The sequence below is a fragment of the Pseudomonas allii genome (assembly GCF_055380095.1).
Map to the genome: position 1 here is coordinate 4,404,914 of NZ_AP039450.1, position 16,675 is coordinate 4,421,588.

At 64.2% G+C, this 16,675-nt stretch carries 15 protein-coding genes; all 15 read right to left on the reverse strand.

The window, feature by feature from the left end:
* Positions 1-12: 12 nt before the first annotated feature.
* Positions 13-2,406 (reverse strand): TonB-dependent receptor plug domain-containing protein, encoded by a 2,394-nt coding sequence (locus ACZ445_RS20010; RefSeq protein WP_464707495.1) that lies wholly within the window; start codon positions 2,404-2,406, stop codon positions 13-15.
* 1,170 nt (positions 2,407-3,576) lie between these two features.
* Positions 3,577-5,688 carry a type II secretion system secretin GspD gene (gene gspD / locus ACZ445_RS20015; RefSeq protein ID WP_464708633.1) on the reverse strand — a complete coding sequence of 704 codons (2,112 nt, stop codon included), beginning with the start codon at positions 5,686-5,688 and terminating at the stop codon, positions 3,577-3,579.
* Positions 5,689-5,693: 5 nt separating this feature from the next.
* A complete protein-coding gene (locus tag ACZ445_RS20020; RefSeq protein ID WP_464707496.1) occupies positions 5,694-6,212 on the reverse strand; it encodes a hypothetical protein in 519 nt (172 codons plus the stop codon).
* Complete coding sequence (gene gspM / locus ACZ445_RS20025; protein WP_464707497.1) at positions 6,209-6,811, reverse strand: type II secretion system protein GspM; 603 nt, start codon at positions 6,809-6,811, stop codon at positions 6,209-6,211. The genes ACZ445_RS20020 and gspM overlap by 4 nt, the downstream gene beginning before the upstream one ends.
* Entirely contained in the window at positions 6,786-7,775 is a 990-nt protein-coding gene (locus tag ACZ445_RS20030) for a type II secretion system protein GspL (protein WP_464707498.1), read from the reverse strand. Before ACZ445_RS20030 ends, gspM begins: the two co-directional genes overlap by 26 nt.
* Entirely contained in the window at positions 7,772-8,473 is a 702-nt protein-coding gene (locus ACZ445_RS20035) for a Cdc6/Cdc18 family protein (protein WP_058427613.1), read from the reverse strand. Before ACZ445_RS20035 ends, ACZ445_RS20030 begins: the two co-directional genes overlap by 4 nt.
* Positions 8,470-9,039: a prepilin-type N-terminal cleavage/methylation domain-containing protein gene (locus ACZ445_RS20040; RefSeq protein WP_058427614.1), complete on the reverse strand. Its 570-nt coding sequence runs from the start codon at positions 9,037-9,039 to the stop codon at positions 8,470-8,472. The genes ACZ445_RS20035 and ACZ445_RS20040 overlap by 4 nt, the downstream gene beginning before the upstream one ends.
* Positions 9,036-9,368, reverse strand: a complete 333-nt coding sequence (locus ACZ445_RS20045) for a type II secretion system protein (RefSeq protein ID WP_058427615.1) — start codon at positions 9,366-9,368, stop codon at positions 9,036-9,038. Before ACZ445_RS20045 ends, ACZ445_RS20040 begins: the two co-directional genes overlap by 4 nt.
* Entirely contained in the window at positions 9,365-9,790 is a 426-nt protein-coding gene (locus ACZ445_RS20050; protein WP_058427616.1) for a GspH/FimT family pseudopilin, read from the reverse strand. Before ACZ445_RS20050 ends, ACZ445_RS20045 begins: the two co-directional genes overlap by 4 nt.
* A 7-nt stretch (positions 9,791-9,797) precedes the next feature.
* Positions 9,798-10,187 (reverse strand): type II secretion system protein GspG, encoded by a 390-nt coding sequence (locus ACZ445_RS20055; RefSeq protein ID WP_010209194.1) that lies wholly within the window; start codon positions 10,185-10,187, stop codon positions 9,798-9,800.
* Between the two features lie 13 nt (positions 10,188-10,200).
* Positions 10,201-11,397, reverse strand: a complete 1,197-nt coding sequence (gspF, locus tag ACZ445_RS20060; protein WP_464707499.1) for a type II secretion system inner membrane protein GspF — start codon at positions 11,395-11,397, stop codon at positions 10,201-10,203.
* A complete protein-coding gene (gene gspE / locus ACZ445_RS20065) occupies positions 11,394-13,085 on the reverse strand; it encodes a type II secretion system ATPase GspE (protein ID WP_464707501.1) in 1,692 nt (563 codons plus the stop codon). Before gspE ends, gspF begins: the two co-directional genes overlap by 4 nt.
* 839 nt (positions 13,086-13,924) lie before the next feature.
* Positions 13,925-14,716: a Fe(3+) dicitrate ABC transporter ATP-binding protein FecE gene (gene fecE, locus ACZ445_RS20070; RefSeq protein WP_464707502.1), complete on the reverse strand. Its 792-nt coding sequence runs from the start codon at positions 14,714-14,716 to the stop codon at positions 13,925-13,927.
* 4 nt (positions 14,717-14,720) lie between these two features.
* A complete protein-coding gene (locus ACZ445_RS20075; protein ID WP_058426243.1) occupies positions 14,721-15,689 on the reverse strand; it encodes an iron chelate uptake ABC transporter family permease subunit in 969 nt (322 codons plus the stop codon).
* Complete coding sequence (gene fecC, locus ACZ445_RS20080; protein ID WP_464704069.1) at positions 15,686-16,675, reverse strand: iron-dicitrate ABC transporter permease FecC; 990 nt, start codon at positions 16,673-16,675, stop codon at positions 15,686-15,688. The genes ACZ445_RS20075 and fecC overlap by 4 nt, the downstream gene beginning before the upstream one ends.

Consider the following 16,675-nt stretch of genomic DNA (forward strand, 5'->3'; position numbering starts at 1 on the left):
TACTCCTCGGCCTCAGAAGGCATAGGTCAGGCGGGTGTAGTAGTACCCGCCGGTAAAACCGTAGGGCGAATAGACGCCGTAGCTGCTGACCATGGTGCTGCTCGGCACCCCTTGTTTCTTGGGGTAGATGTCGAACAGGTTCTTGGCGCCGACGGCGATGTTCAGGGCTTTGGTGAGGTTGTAGCCAAGGTCCAGATCGGTGATCCACTTGGCGCTGTAGATGCGGTCCAGGTCGCGATTGGCCGATGAATTCACCTCCTTGTAAGAGCCGTAACGGGTCAGAGCCAGGTTGAGGTTGAAGCGCTCGATGCTCCAGTCACCGCCGAGGATCAGCTTGGTGCTGGGCTGCACGCCGGTGATCAGGTTGCGCGCCTCGCGGTTCATCAACTCGTAGGAGGTGCCGAGGATGTTGGTGGATTCCTTGTAGTTGAGGATTCTGGTCTGGTTCCAGTTGAACGCTGCGGTCCATTTCACCGAGCCGTACTGGCCGAGGTCCTGGCTGTAGTTGCTGACCAGGTCCAGGCCTTTGGTACGGGTGTCGGCGCCGTTGATGAAGTACTGCCCGCCAGAGGTGGAGTTGATGCCGTTGTTCTGCAATACCTGGGTGATCTCGGGGCCGAGCAAGGTGCCGGTCAGGGTGATGCGGTCACGCAGGTTGATCACGTAAGCGTCGGCGGTGAAGCTCAGGCGGTCGGTAGGTGTGAGGGTGAAACCCAGGCTGAAGTTGGTCGAACGCTCCGGCTTCAACGCCTGGGCACCGAGGGCTTGGGCGGCGGCGGACCCCACGGGCAATACGCCGTAGTTGATCGACTGGTACACGCCGTTGACCACGCCATAGGTGGTGGAGCGCGCACTGAACAGGCTGTTGGCCAGGGACGGCGCACGAAAGCCGTTGCTCACGGTGGCGCGTACGGCGAACTGCGGGGTGAAATCATAGCGGGTGGTCAGCTTGCCGCTGCGGGTGGCACCGACGCCCTGGTTGTAGTGCTCGTAGCGAAACGCCGTGCCGACGTACCAGTCCGGCACCGGGTTGAAACCTACATCGACGTAACTGGCCAGGCTGTTGCGCGAGGCGCTGCTTTCTTCGTCCGGCGAAATGCCGTTGGTGACCTGCGCCCCCGACGACGCGCAGTTGCCCGGCGCCACGCAGTAGCCGCCGTTGGCATAGGATGCATAGTCACCGGCCTGCACCTCATAGGTGTCGCGCCGATGCTCGAAGCCGACGCTCAAGTCCAAGGTTTTTTGCAGGCCTATATCGAAGCCGCGCTTGAAGTCGAGGTTGGTGGTCAGCTCGGTGGCGATCCAGGTGCCGGAAGTAAAGTGATTCGGCGTGGCCTCACCCAACGACGGGTTCTGGTTATGGGTGGTGCCCTGCTCCGCCTCGTTGCGTCCGTAAGTGGTGGACAAGTCCCAGTCCCACTCGCCCACCGTACCTTTGCCACCGAACGCCGCCTGGAAATCATCCTCGTCGATGAACCAGGTGGGCGTGTAACCGCTGGGATAACCGTTGGGCCCGGTGGTGATGGTGTTGGTGATGGTCGGCAGGCGGAAGTTCTGGCCCTGCTCGGCCTTGCGCCGTGAATAGGTGGTGAAGGAATACAGGCTGAGGCTGTCGTCGATCGGCAACTCGGCGTTGTAACCCAGGGTCAGCAGGTTGGTCTTGGGCGTGCCGTAGCCGCCGTACGTCGAGCGCCCGGCCTGCTCGTAGGCCTGGGCATAGGTGTAGCCGTTGGCGCTGGCCTTGTTGTCGTCGTTCTGGCTGCGCGCATCGAGGGCGAGTTGCACGATGCCACCGTTGCCGATTTCAAAACCCTTGTTGAGGCTTTGCTGCACCGTCTGTTTCTTGCCGTCATAGCCCTGGCCGACGTTGGTCACCGAGGTGCCGCTGGTGTCGGCCTTGAGGATCACATTGATCACACCCGCAATGGCATCCGAGCCGTACTGGGCAGCGGCGCCGTCGCGCAGGACTTCCACATGGTCGATGGCGCTGATGGGGATCAGGTCGAGGTCGGCCGGGGCGGCACCGATATTGATCCCGTTGATGTTCAGGGTGGCGGCGGTGTGACGGCGCTTGCCGTTGACTAGCACCAGCACCTCGGCGGCACTCAGGCCACGCAGGTTGGGGGCTCGGGCAATGCCGCTGGCGTCCCAGCCGGTTTTTTCCGGCAGGGTCAGCGAGGGGATCACTGCGCTCAGGGCCTCCATGAGGCCGGGCTTGCCGGTGTTCTGCAATTGCTTGGCGCTGACCACATCGATCGGCACCGGGCTGCTGGTGACGGTACGCTGCTCGGCGCCGCGGTTGCCGGTGACGACTACGGTGGACAGGGTGCTGTCGTCCTGGGCGTGTGCGGTGTTGGCCAGGATGGCCAGGGTGAATGCGGCGGTGGGTGGTAGAACTCGCTTCATAGGGGTTCCTGCGTTTCCAAATCGCGGAGTCGGGCGGTCACGCGGGTGGGCGCGGTGCTCGGTTTTTTTCTGGGTGTCAGGGCGATTGGGGGCTAGGTGTGCGGCGAGGTTTGAATTGGCAACATACGTTGAACTCCCTTCCAACGGTTCTGCTGCGGGGTGGCAGCGCAGAATCCGGGTCTAGATTGGTACCATCCGAGGTCAGGGGTAGGCTGTTGAGTTCAAACATAACGGAATGGGTTTTGAAAATATAATGCTATTTGGGTATAAGCTAATATTCTTGTATTTAATTATTTATGAATTTTGTTATTCATATAAGTAATGTTTTTTTGCATTTGGGGATTGGGGGTATATCCGTTATTTGGGTAACGGCGGCTATTGGTTCCGCCCTTACGGCGGGTCACTTTTGAAAAGAGCCCAAAAGTAACCAAAAGGCTCTTGCCCCAACACTCGGCACCTCGCCTAGGCTCGGTGTGCCCGTAATCCGACAGTGATTTGGGGGGCCGCCGCCACGCGCCATCCATGGCGCGGGGCGGCTAAACCGGCATCCCTGCCGGTTTACCCCCCAAACCCCTGCCGAATTCCGGCCAGCGTGTTTGACGGGGCGCCTAACATCAAAATCAAAAGCAGATCAAAAGCCAGAGCCAGAGCCAGAGCCAGAGCCAGAGCCAGAGCCAGAGCAAACCACCCTTCAACTGATACATGAAGATCAAACTGTGGGAGGGGGCTTGCCCCCGATGGCGGTGTGTCAGCCAACTCATCAGTGACTGACCCACTGCCATCGGGGGCAAGCCCCCTCCCACACTTTGACCGAGTACCGGCCATACAATCCGGTCGGCTCTAAGGCCGCCGCGCTCTTGCTTTTGATCTGGGGCGCCCCGTCAAACACGCTGGCCGAACGCAGGCTTGAATCCGTGGGTAACCCGGCAGGACGCCGGGTTAGCCGTCCTGGGCCAAGGATGGCCCATGACGGCGGCCCACGGATTCAAGCCGGAGTGAGGGCACACCGAGCCTAGGCGAGGTGCCGAGTGTTGGGGCGAAGCGTTTTTGGTTACTTTTTGCGCTCTTCAAAAAGTGACCCGCTGTAAGAGCGGAACCATAAGTAGCCGTTACCGAAGAAACGGATATGTACACCTACCTACCTACCTACCTACCTACCTACCTACCTACCTACCTACCCGGCCGCAACAACTGCATCTGCTGCCGATAATCATCCGTCACCTGCCGCGCCTGCCCACTACTGGTAATCACCCTGGGCGTAATCAACACAATCAACTCCGTCCGATCTTTCGACTTACTGGTACTCCCAAACAACCAGCGCAAACCCGGGATCTTTCCCAGATACGGTACGGCACTGACACTCTCCCCGTTGTCCTGCTTGATCAACCCCCCCAGCAACACCGTCTGCCCACTCTGCACCGCCACCTGGGTCGACACCGAACGCGTCGAGATACGCGGATTCACCGGCGTATCGCTGGTACCACTCTGGCTCTCGGCATCACTGACCTGCTGCTGGATATCCATGTACACCAACCCCCCCGGATTGATCCGCGGCACCACATCCAGGATCACCCCGGTCTGCACATACTCGACACTGCTCAAGGTGGTATCCGCATCCCCGGTATTGACGGTGGTCTGGCTGATGGGAATGTTGTCCCCCACCTGAATCTGCGCCGGCTGGTTGTTCATCACCACCAGCGACGGCGCCGACAGCACCTGGGTGCGCCCATTGGTTTCCAGCGCGTGCAACGCCACCTGCAGGTTCGAGCTGACAAACGAATAGAACAACGAATCCGCCGCCCCCAGCCCCGCCCCACCACCGCCCAGCGCGCCCTGGCTGCCGGAGGCATTGGCCACCGTGGTGCTGCCAGAATTGCCCGCCAGGCGCCCCAAGTACCACTGCACCCCCAGGTCCAGTTCACCGGTGAGCTTGACCTCAAGAATCCGTGTCTCGATCTGCACTTGCAGGGGTGGATTGTCGAGGCGCTTGATCGCCGCTTCGATCTCTTTCCACTGCGCGGGACGGGTGCGCACCAACAGTTGGTTGCTGCTCTTTTGTGCGGTGATACGGGTGCCGGCCTCAAGCGCGTTGGTGGGTGCGATCAGCTTTTCTTCCGGCTCCGGCTCTTCGGCAGCGGGCGGGTTGTTCTGCAAGCCACCGGTATTGAGTGACGACAGGGTCGTCGTGCGCAAGCCAGGCGCGACCTTGGCCGGCGTGTCGTCCTTGATCGCGCCGGTGCCGTAGATCTGCCGCAGGTACTTGGCCAGGTCGACGGCCTTCATGTTGCGCACGTCGTAGACGTACATCTGTGGCTCGTTGCCGCCGCCCTCGTCGATGGTGCGGATCCAGTCGCCGACTTCGCTGAGGTACTGGGGCTGGGAAGAAATCGCCACCACCGAGTTGGTCCGTTCAATCGGCAGGAAGCGCAGCATGCCCGCCAGGGGCATACCGCTGTCAGGACCGAACAGACTTTGCAGCTGAGGCATCAGCTCGGCCACCGAGGCGCGTTGCAAGCCGAACACGCCCACCGACATGCCCTTGAGCCAGTCCACATCGAAGGTGTCGATGGTGTCCTGGTAGTTGGCCAGTTCATCCGGCGTACCGGCCAGGCTCAGCACATTGCGCGCCGGGTCGACCAGCAGAAACGCATTCTCGCGGGCGAAGGGCTTGAGCAGTTTCTGCATCTCGGTGGCGGAGATGTAGCGCAGCGGAAACAGGCGCGCCGACAAGCCGCTGGAAGGTTGCGCCACGCTCATCTGCGGCACCAGCTTGCCCGCCACCGCCTGGCTGGCCGGCAGGATCACGTAGCGGTCACCCTGCTTGATCATCGCGTTGTCGGTCCAGGACAGCAGGGTTTCGAGGATCGACAAGGCCTGCTGCTTGTCCACCGGCTTGGAGGTGGAAAAGCTGACGTTGCCCTTCACGCCCTGGGCGATGCTGTAGTTTTCGTGCAGCAGGTCGCCCATCACGCTGTTGATCACCGCTTCGATGGGTTGGTCGGCGAAGTTGAACACGATGTCGCCGCCCTCTGCCTTCGCACCCGGCGTGGCCGCCGGCGCACGCACGAACTGTTGGTTGCCCCGGATCAACTGGCGCTGCGCGGGGGATTTGACCAAAGGCTGGGCAACTTCCGTTGGGGGCGCCTCGCTGGGTGGGCGTTGCGAGCCAGTGCCCTGCATGGCCTCGTGCAGAAGATCATCATCCGGTTCGAGACGGTCGGGAAAGCTGCCACAGCCGCCCAGGGCAAGGGCGGTGGCCAGGTATAACGTGGAGGTGCGCATGTCGATCAAGGGAGGGGCTCGCGGGGCAAAGTAAGGGGGGGTCGCTTGGACGGTGGCGGCAAGCGCTTGGCGTAGAAGCTCAAGGTCTGGGTGCGGCCGTCCAGGCTGAAACGGGCGGATTGCGGGGTGAGGTGGTCCAGGCGCCAGCCGTTGGGCAGGGTCTGGCCCAGGCGCACGGTCAGCAGTGGGCCATCGACCTGCTTGAGCATGGCCATCTGCAGGTTGCCGGTGATCATGATGCCGCTGAGGGTGAGATGGGCCAGGCTGCTGACCTGTGCCTTGCCCACCACACGATCCGGGCTGCGATCCGGGCTGAACAGCGGTGCTTGCCACGTGGCGGCCAGGTTGTCCAACGGCACACTGGGCAGCCCTTTTACTCGAGGAGTGGGATGGGCGCGCATGGGCGCTTCAGGCAACCACTGCGGTTCATCACCCAGGCTGCTGAGGATCACCGCCATCAACACGCCCAGCAACCCCGACAGGCCGAGCAAGCCCCACTCCACGGGGCGCAATCTACCGATCATGGCGTCACCCGTGACGGTTGCAGGTAGCCGCGCACCAGCAGGTGCACCACCAGCTTGCCCGCACCACCATTGGCTGGCGCCTGCTGGCTGCGGCGGATGCGCAGCTCATCCACAAACAGGAACGGCGGCTGGTACTCCAGCTCATGCAGCAGCGCTTCGAGGGGTTCGATGGCGCAATCGAGTGTGAGGCTGACCTTGACCTGGCGATACGGCTCGCCGTCGTCCTGCTCCGGGGTGATGGGCTTGCGTTGGCTCAGGCTGCACCCGCCGCCGAGGCTGGCGTGGCTGTTGATCAGGTCGGCGAGGCGTTGCATCAGATCGGCGGCGACCACATCCGGGTCGTCCCCCGGCAGCAGGCTGGTGCTGCTGGCGGGGTCCTGGCGGGCTTGCTCAAGCTGTTGGCGCAACGCATCGCGTTGGCGCAACACACCGGCATAGCGTTGCTGCTGCTCGCGCAGTTGTTCGGCCTGTTCGCCCATGTCACGCAAGGGGCCGGCAAACCAGCTGTCGACCAACAGCCAGTAAGCCGCGCCGACCACCACGGCCAGTAGCAGCAAGGCCGCGCCGCGACGTTCACGGGGTGTGAGGGGTCGGCGCATCGGCGGCCTCCTGGCGTAGGTGGGCGCGCAAGGCAAACTGGTCCTTGCCGGTGCGCGCATCGGGTTGGATCACCCCTTCGAACTGGGCGTTTTCCAGGCTGCGGCAGCCCTTGATGCGAGTGATCAGCGCACTGGCCTTGGCGCTCTGGCCGGCGATGGAAATTTCGCCGTCCTTCACGTCCAGTTGATCCAGCCAGGTGTCGGCGGGCAGGCAGGTGGTCAGGTCGTTGAGCAGCGCCGCCAGCGGCGGTTGCGCCAGCTTGCGCCGGGTGAGGTACTGCGCGGCGCCGCGGGTATTGAGCAGTTGCTGGCGTAGCGCGTGCACCTCGGCGACCTCGGCTTTCTGTTGTTGGACGCTGGCGTGCATCACGTCGAGGACGCGCTGGCGGTCGTTGAGCCACAGCAGCATCGCCGCGATCAGCAACGCCGCGCACAGCCACGGCAGGCTGCGTTGCAAGCCCATGCCGGTGGGCCGCTGCGGGCGCAGTGGCGCGGGCAGCAGGTCGATGCCGAGGTCCGCCGCATCCACACGATGGGGATGCAGGCCGAGGGTGGCGCAGTCGGCGAGGATCAGGTCCAGGCGCTCGCGCAGGATCGCCACCACTGTCACCTCAAGGTGGGTGGGCGTGCGCCGCTCCTGACGCGCCACAAAGTAGAGTTGGTCCGCCTCGAAGGGGGTGTAGCGGTCCAGTTCATAGCCGACCACGGCGCTGAGATTGCGCCCCGCCGCCAAGGGCAGTTGCACGCTTTGCACCAGCACAGCGTCGGCGCCGAGCATCAGCACCTGGCGCGTATTGGCCGCTGCAACCGGCGCGCTCAGTGGCCAGTGGTGGATCTGCTCGGGTGGCTCTTGCCACGCCAGCCATGCGGGTACACAGGCGCGCAACTCCGCGATCCATGCGTGCCACCCCTGTTGCAGCAGGCTGCCGCGCCAGTGTCGGGCGATGGGTTCCAGTCGATTCATTCTTGCCAACGCAACACCCGGTAGGGTTGTGCGCTGTCCTCCGATGGGCTCAATAAAACGGTGACTTGCAGCCGCGCCTGATAACCGCCGGGCCGCTCGGCGCGGCTATCGACCACCAGCACTTCGCCGGGGTCCACGCCTTCGGCGTTCTGGCGCGGCAGGTTCAGTGCCTTGCGCATCAGCGGGCTGGCGAAGGCGGGATCGGGGCGGTCCAGGTCGCTCCACAAGGTGATCTCGGGCAGCAAGCGGCTGTAGAGGGATTGCGTCATGCCGGGCAACTGGCGCACTTCCTCCAGCACCCGCAATGGCGCCAGGCCCTGGTTGCGACGTGCTTCGAGGGCCGTGGCCAGTTGCATGGCCTGGGCCGGGGTAGCGCCGCAGGCCAGGGCCAGGCGCGTGAAGTCCTGCATCTCGGCATTGATCAGGTAAAGCTTGCCGCGCTCGCTGCGCAGGCTCACGTGCAATTGGGCGTCATCAAAGGTCAGAGGGATGTCGCGACCATCGGCAACCCAGTGCCGATCGGCCATGACCTGCGCGATACCGGCTTCGGCGGCCAACACGGTCTGGGTGTGCTGGCGCAGCCACAGGGCCTGGCGACTCTCCAACTGTACCCAGCCGACCAGGCCGCCGAGCAACACGCTGAGCAACGCCAATACCCACAGCACCAGCAGCAATGCTGCACCGCGTTGACGCCTCATTCTTCGACGCTCCCGCTGGACAGGTTCAGGCGCAAGGCAATCACCTGGGTGACCCAGGGCACCGGCCCCGTCACGCTGGCAGCGATGCGCACGGCCGAAGGCAAGCGCCTGGGCCAGGGCCATTCACTCACCCAGCCGGTGGGTTGGCCCAGCGGCGACTCACCGCGATAACTGAACTGCAACGCCTTGATGTTGTTCAGCAGCATCTGGGGTTCACGTTGAGAAAACCCCACCTGCAACGCCTGTTCGACCCGTTGCAGGCTGAACCGATGGATCCCGCCACCGAGCACGCCGGGCAAGGTCGAGACAAACTCAAGGCGCTGCGCCGTGCCGACGAAAAAACCATCGCCCTCGCCCACCGCCAGCGGCAATGCCTCGCTGATCGCCGTGCGCAAAAACTGTTGGGCGGCGCGCACTTCATCCAGGCTCACCGTGTACGCCTGGGCCTTGGACACGGCGCGATTGGCCCCCAGCAAAGCGCCGCCGACCAGCACCAGCAACACGCCGAGCAAGCTGAGCACCACAAGGATCTCCAGCAAGGTGAAGCCCTGCTCGCGGCGCTTCACAGGCGCGCCTTCAAGGTGCTGAAGCGGGCCTGGTGCGAGCCTTCGCTGAGGACCAGGTCGAGACGCACAATCCGCGCTTGCTGCCGGGTGCTGGTCAGTTGCCAATGGATGCCGTCGAGCTCGCCCTGGCTGACGCCGTTGCTCAAGCGCCCCGCCGCTTCCTGATCGAAAATCGTCAGCGCCGCGTGGGTCAACCGGTCGCTGTGGGCCACCTGGGACAACGAGCGCGCACTCTGGCCAAACGCAACCAGCAGCACCGTGCTGCACACCGCCATCAGCGTGAGGGCGGCGAGCATTTCCAGCAGGGTGAAGCCAGCCTGGCGCTTCATGGCAGCGCCTTGGCTTGCACGCTGCCGGTGAGCCAGCCGATATCGATGCGCCAACGCCGGGCACCATTGGCCACGAGGAGATTGCCGCCGGTGGAACTGCCGTCAGGGTAGAACTCGACGCCAGGGCCGACCTGTTCGGCGGTGTGCAGCGTGACATGCAGTTTCGACGGCCACCGTTGCAATGCTCGACCTGGCGCCTGGAACGTACGGGCACTCAGATCGAACACCGTACGCGCAGGCTGCCCGCTGACAATTGCCCCTGCCCGCGTGGTGCGCAGCGCCTCCACCATCTGCCCCACCGCCCGGCGTTCCTGCGCCACCTGCAAGCCCTGGCGCACACCCAGCCCCAACACGCTGGCAGCCAGGCTGATCAGCAGGATCACCACCAGCATTTCCAGCAGGGTGAAGCCGCGCTGGAACATGGCGGCCCTACTCCCAATTGCCCAGGTCGGCGCTGTAGCCTTCGCCGCCCGGCTGGCCGTCCTGGCCATAGAAGATCAGGTCGAACGCGCCGTGTTCGCCAGGAAAGCGATAGCCGAAGGCGTGCCCGAACGGGTCCTTGAGGTCGGACGGTTTGGCATAGCCACCGGGCCTGTCCACCAGCTGTTGCAGGCTGGTGGGCGGAGCGCCGACGTCGAGGGCGTAGCTGTCGATCTTCATGCTCAGGCTGGCCAACTGGGCCTTGCCCGCGCCGTACTTGCCCTTGTCCACATTGCCGCCGACCTGGCGCACGACGATGGTGGCGACAATGCCCAGCAGCACGATCACCGCGAGCATTTCCAACAGGGTGAAACCGCCTTGGCGGCGTGGTTTTCTCATGGGGTCAGCTCCTTTATAGATTGCTGGTCAGGCTCATCAGCGGCAGCATGATCGCCAGCATGATCACCGCCACCAGCACCGCCATGACCAGGGTCAGGGACGGCACCAGCGCGGCCAGCAGGCGGTCGATACCGCGCTTGGCTTCGACGTCGAAGATGTCGGCGACCTTGAGCAACATGCCGTCGAGTTCGCCGGCCTGTTCGCCGACTTCAATCATTTGCAGGGCCAGCTCGGGCAGCAGCGGCTGGCTGCCGAATGCGCTGGCAAGGGTGCCGCCGGCTTTTACCGATTCCGCCGCACGCCCGACCTGGGCCTGCAACGCGTGGTTGGTACAGACTTGCCGCGCAATCACCAAGGCTTGCAGCAACGCCACGCCGTTGCTCAGTAGCGTGCCGAGGGTGCGTGCCAGGCGTGCCGCTTCGACCCGTTGCAGCAACGGGCCGACCACACGAATACCGAGCAGACGCCGGTCGTAGCGCTCGCGAAACAGCGGGGCGCGCAGGCGTGCGGCCCCCAACCAAACGATCACGCTCAACCCGGCCAACAGCGCCAGGCCATAGGCGCCGAGAAATGTCCCGAGGGCCAGGATCACCTCGGTGATCAGTGGAATCGGCACGCCCAGGTCCTGGAAGATCGGCACGAACTGCGGCACCACATACGCCAGCAGCAACGCCAGGGAACCCAGCACGCCCACCACCAGGAACGCCGGATAGATCAGTGCATTGATCACTTCGCCACGCAGCAATTGGCTGCGTTCCAGGTAATCACTGAGTTGGCGCAACGTCCCTTCCAGCGCGCCACCGGCCTCACCGGCCCGCACCATGCTCAGGTACAACGGCGAGAACGCCGCACCCTCTTCTTCCAGCGCGGCGGACAACGGCTTGCCGGCCTTGACGCGGTCGCGCAGGCGCTCGATCAGCGCACGTACCTGGGGTGGGCCGGGCTGCTTGAGTAGCAGGCTCAACGAGCGCTCAAGCGGCTGGCCCGCCCCCAGCAGCGTCGCCAATTGCTGGGTAAAACTCACCAACGCCTGGCCCTTCAACTGCCCGCGTGCCCTGCGCAGGCCGGGACCGCCGGCCGGTTCGATGTGCAACAGCAGCCAGCCGCGCTTGTGCAGGGCCGCCACCGCAGCGGTTTGATCGGTGGCCTCCAGCGTACCGTTCTGCGGCGCGCCCTGGCTGTCCAGGGCACGGTAGCTGAACAGGCTCACGCGTCCTCTCCACGGGTCACGCGCAGCACTTCTTCCAGCGAAGTAATCCCCGCCAGTGCCTGGCGCAAGCCTTCTTCATACAAGGTGCGCAAACCGGCGCGGCGCGCGGCCTGCTCCAGGGTCGAGGCATCGGTGTGGCGCATCAGCAGGCTGCGCAGTTCGTCGTTCATCACCAGCAGTTCGGTGAGGGCGCTGCGGCCGTGATAGTCCCCGCGATAGAGCAGGATCGGGCGTTGTTCGGTAAGGCGGTCCAGGCCGTGTTCGGCGATCAGTTCGGGCGGCGCTTCGAAAGCGACACGCGTGGCCGGGTCCAGGCGCCGCACCAGGCGCTGGGCGAGGATGCCGCTGACGGTCGAGGCGATCAGGTAGCTTTCCACGCCCATGTCCAGCAGCCGCGTGATGCTGGCGGCGGCGCTGTTGGTGTGCAGGGTGGAAAGCACCAGGTGCCCGGTGAGGGAGGATTGGATGGCGATGCGGCAGGTTTCCAGGTCGCGGATCTCGCCGATCATGATCACGTCCGGGTCCTGGCGCACGATGGAGCGCAATGCCCCGGCGAAGTCCAGGCCGATGGCGGGCTTGACCTGGATCTGGTTGATGCCTTCGAGCTGGTACTCCACCGGGTCTTCCACGGTGATGATCTTGCGCTCGGCGGTGTTGAGCCGCGACATCGCGGTGTAGAGCGTGGTGGTCTTGCCGGAGCCGGTGGGCCCGGTCACCAGCAGGATGCCATGGGGCCGCGCCAGCAGGTCGAGGAAGGCGGCCAGACGCTGGCCGTCGAAGCCCAGGCTGGGAAAGTCGAACTGCACGGTTTGCCGGTCCAGCAGGCGCAGCACCACCGACTCGCCGAAACTGGTGGGCACCGTGGACACCCGCAGGTCCAACTCCTTGCCCTGGATACGCAGCATGATGCGCCCATCCTGCGGCAACCGACGCTCGGCGATGTCCAGCCGCGCCATGATCTTCACCCGCGAAATCACCGCCGCCGAGGAACTGGCCGGCGGCGCTTCGGCGTCATGCAGCACACCGTCGATGCGGTAGCGCACCTTGAGCTGGTGTTCGAAGGGTTCGATGTGGATGTCCGAAGCGCGTTGCTCCACCGCGCGTTGCAGGATCAGGTTGACCAGGCGGATCACCGGCGCTTCGGAGGCCAGGTCCTTGAGGTGTTCGATATCGTCCAGGGCACCGCCCTGCTCATCAAGGTTTTCGATCAGCGTGCCCATGGCCGAACGGCCCTGGCCGTAGTAACGCTCGATCAGCGTGTCGACCTCAGTGCGCGGGCCGATCGCCAGCCACACCGGCACCTGGCACGCATAGGCCAGGGCCTGGAACGGATAGCATTGCGCCGGGTTGGCAGCCAGCACGCGCAGGCCACCCTGGGTCCAGCCCATGGGCACGACTTGATAGTGACGCATAAAGCGCTCAGTCAGGGCGGGCAAAGGATCGAGCAACGGCGGCGCAGCGTCGGCCAGCAACAGCGGCGCACCGAGCAACGCCGCCCAGGCGCGGGCCAATTCGATATCGGAAACCAGGCCCAGGCGGGTCAGCAGGCTTAGCAGGTCATCCGACGGCAAGCGCCGGGCGCGCTCCAGGTCCACCGTTTTCAGCCCGGCATGCTGCATCAGCCACGCACACACCTGGTCGGTGTGCGGGATCTGCATCTGGCAGGCATCGATAGGCGCTGACGACATAATGTTCAGGTATCTAGTATTACGAGAAAGTATGGCTATTTGGAACTACTGGAAGATGCCATTAGTTAGCCATAACCCAAGCCAGAGTAAGCCGGGGTTATCGACTGGAAGTTATAGCGCTAGTTCCTGAAGAGGGGGAATAAAATAGACACAATGACCGAGAACCCCGTGACAGAGCCTTAGCAGCTAATAGCCACTACTTCGCTAGTTGCAATTAGCCACTTATGTGCTTTCACGCAATTAAACGGCAGCCTAATAAACTCACAGGGCTTACTTCACCTTCGATGCGGAGCACACTCGCACTTTCGAGTGGCCGTTCACCAGGATTATCGAGCGTTGAAATGTGGGAGTGCGTTGGCATGCCTGCGTGAGTGGTTTGGGGGCTGCTTCGCAGCCCAACGCGGGGCAAGCCCGCTCGCCACAGCAGGCCCGCAAGCCACAACAAGCCCGCAAGCCACAGCAGCCCGCTCACCAAAGCAGGGGGGGTACACAGAACAAAAACCGTACCCACGATGCGAAGCGAGTCGCTCTTGATCTTGATCTGAGGCGCCCCGTTAAACACGCTGGCCGGAATTCGGCAGGGATTTGGGGGGTAAACCGGCAGGGATGCCGGTTTAGCCGCCCCGCGCCATGGATGGCGCGTGGCGGCGGCCCCCCAAATCACTGTCGAATTACGGGCACACCGAGCCTAGGCGAGGTGCCGAGTGTTGGGGCAAGAGCGTTTTGCTTACTTTTGCGCTTTTCAAAAGTGAGCCGCCGTAAGGGCGGAACCTATAGCCGCCGTTACCGCAGCAATGGATATGTACTCAGTCTGATGCCCCAACACACATTCAACCCAATCAACCCACGGCCCGTGTGCTTTTTTCAACCAGACACATCGGCGTCCCAGCGACCGGCTCTTGCATCACCCGCACCTGCACCTCAAACACCCGCCGCATCAGCTCTGCACTGACCACCTCCCCCGGCGCGCCATCGACGACCAGTTTGCCGCCGTGCATCACCGCCAAGTGATCGGCATACCGGCAAGCCTGGTTGATGTCATGCAGCACAGTGATCACGGTCTTGCCCTCGGCAGCCAGTTCGCCCATCAGGTCGAGCAACTCGACCTGATGGCTGATGTCGAGATAAGTGGTAGGTTCGTCAAGCAACACCACCGGCGCATTCTGCGCCAACACCATCGCCAGCCAGGCACGCTGGCGCTGGCCGCCGGACAAGTCCGCCAGGTCGCGATCAGCCAACACGTCCAGTTCCAGGCGCTGCATGGCCTGGCTTACGTGAGTCTGATCACTGCCGCTCAAGCGCCCCCACAGCGAGTTATGCGGGCTGCGGCCATAGGCAACCAACTGGCGCACGCTGACGCCTTCCGGCACCGGCAACACTTGCGGCAAGAATGCGATGTGCCGTGCCAACTGGCGGGCAGACAGGCTGGCATAGGCCTGGCCATCCAGGGTCAACTCGCCCTGGCTAGGCTTGAGGATGCGCGCGAAGGCCTTGAGCAAGGTGGACTTGCCGCAGCCATTGGGGCCGATCAACGCGGTGACCTTGCCGGCGGGCGGTGCAAAGGACAGACCCTGCACGATGCGCGTGGCGCCGTAGCCGATGTCCAGCTCGCGCGCCTGGATAATACTCATGTCATCAACCCTTGAACCGTGCCAGCAACCAAAGAAAATACGGTGCGCCGATCACCGCCGTAAGCACCCCGGCGGGGATTTCGCTGGGCGCGATCAGCGTGCGCCCCAGCGTATCGGCGAGCACCAGCAGCAACGCACCGATCAGCATCGCCGCCGGCAGCAGGTACTGGTGATGCCCGCCCACCAGCCGGCGCGCCATGTGCGACGCGACCAGGCCGATAAAGCCAATCGGACCGATCACTCCCACGCCCAGGCTGGTGAGCAACACCGCGCAGGCCATCGCCGACCAACGCGTACGGCTCAGCGCGGTGCCCAGGCTGTGGGCCGCCTCATCGCCCAAGGCGATCAGGTTGAGCGGCTTGGCCAGGCACAGGCCCACGGGGATCAATACGAGGAACGGCAAAACCAGCGCCACATGGTGCCAGTTGCGACTCCACAGGCTGCCGGTCAGCGCAAGCAGCGCGGTGTTGATATCCAAGGGGTGAGAGAGGATCAGAAACTCGGTGACACTGGACAAGGTCACCGCAATCGCCACCCCGGACAACGCAAAGCGCACCCCGGAAAAACTCACACCGGTGTTGTACAACGCCAGCAACAACGCGCCGCCGGCCCCGCCCAGGCAAGCCACCAGCGGCAGCCAGGCAATCGGCAGGTGTGGCCAGCCAATGATCGCCACGGTCAGCGCCAACCCGGCGCCTTGGGTCACGCCGAGGATCTCCGGCGAGGCCAGCGGGTTGCGGATCACGCCTTGCACAATCGCCCCGGCCAGGCCGAAGGCCGCACCGGCGAGGATCGCGATGAGGCTGCGTGGCAGGCGGTGGTTCCACACTTCGAAGTCGAGGGCGTCGTGGGCCAGCAGGCGTTCCAGAACGGTGTGCGGCGTGAGCCACAGGGTGCCGGCGCTGAGGCTGACCCCGGTTGCCAGCAGCAACAGGCCGAGCAGCAGCCACAGGCGCAGTCGTGGGCGGATCATAGGGCGCGCCTGGCAAGAAAGAGGAAAAACGGTGCGCCGATCAGCGCGGTAACCACCCCCGCCGGCGTTTCCACCGGGAAGGCCACGGCGCGGCTGAGCAGGTCGGCCCCCAGCACGATCACCGCGCCCAATGCGGCGCTCAGCGGGATCAGCCAGCGGTAGTCATTGCCCAGGAACTGGCGAAGGATATTCGGCGCGATCAGCCCGACAAACCCGATGGGCCCCACCGCACACACGCTGGCGCCCACCAGCAGCAAACTGGCGACAAACACCTGCAGACGCAGGCTGGCGATGCCGACGCCCAGTGAGCGTGCGGCGTCTTCGCCAAGGTTGATCAGGTTAAGGCGCGGCGCACACCAGAGTGCCCACAGGCCGCCGATCAAGGTGCACGGCCAGAGCAACTGCACCTGCGCAGCGCCGACATTGGCCAGTGAACCGGCCAGCCAGTTGAGCACGCTTTGCGCCTGGGCCTCGACCAGGATCACTGTGAGCCGGGTCAACGCGGCGCACAACGCCGCCACGGCCACGCCAGCCAAAACCAGACGGCCCTGGGCCGTGGTCGGCGACCAGGCACCGCCGAGGCTGAACACGGTGATCCAGGCCAGCGCGCCGCCCAGGCAGGTCATCAACAGCGCACCGCCGGCAAAGGGCGGCGCGACCAGGCCGGTGGAAAACAGGGCCAGTCCCAGCGCGGCGCCCGCCGTCACGCCAAACAGCGACGGCGAGGCCAGACGGTTGCGCGTAATGCCCTGCATCAGCGCCCCCGCGAGGCCCAGGCAGGCACCGACCAACGCGGCACACACGGCCCGTGGCACACGCAACTGGGCGACGATATAGGCCATGTTGCCGCCGACGCGGCCCTGGTGAACCAGGCCATTCCACGCATCCGTCGCTGTCAGGGTGAATGGCGACCAGCTGTACAGCGACAGCCAGAACAACCCGGCACCCAACAGCAGAATGCCAATGGCGGCGAAACGGCGTTGCAC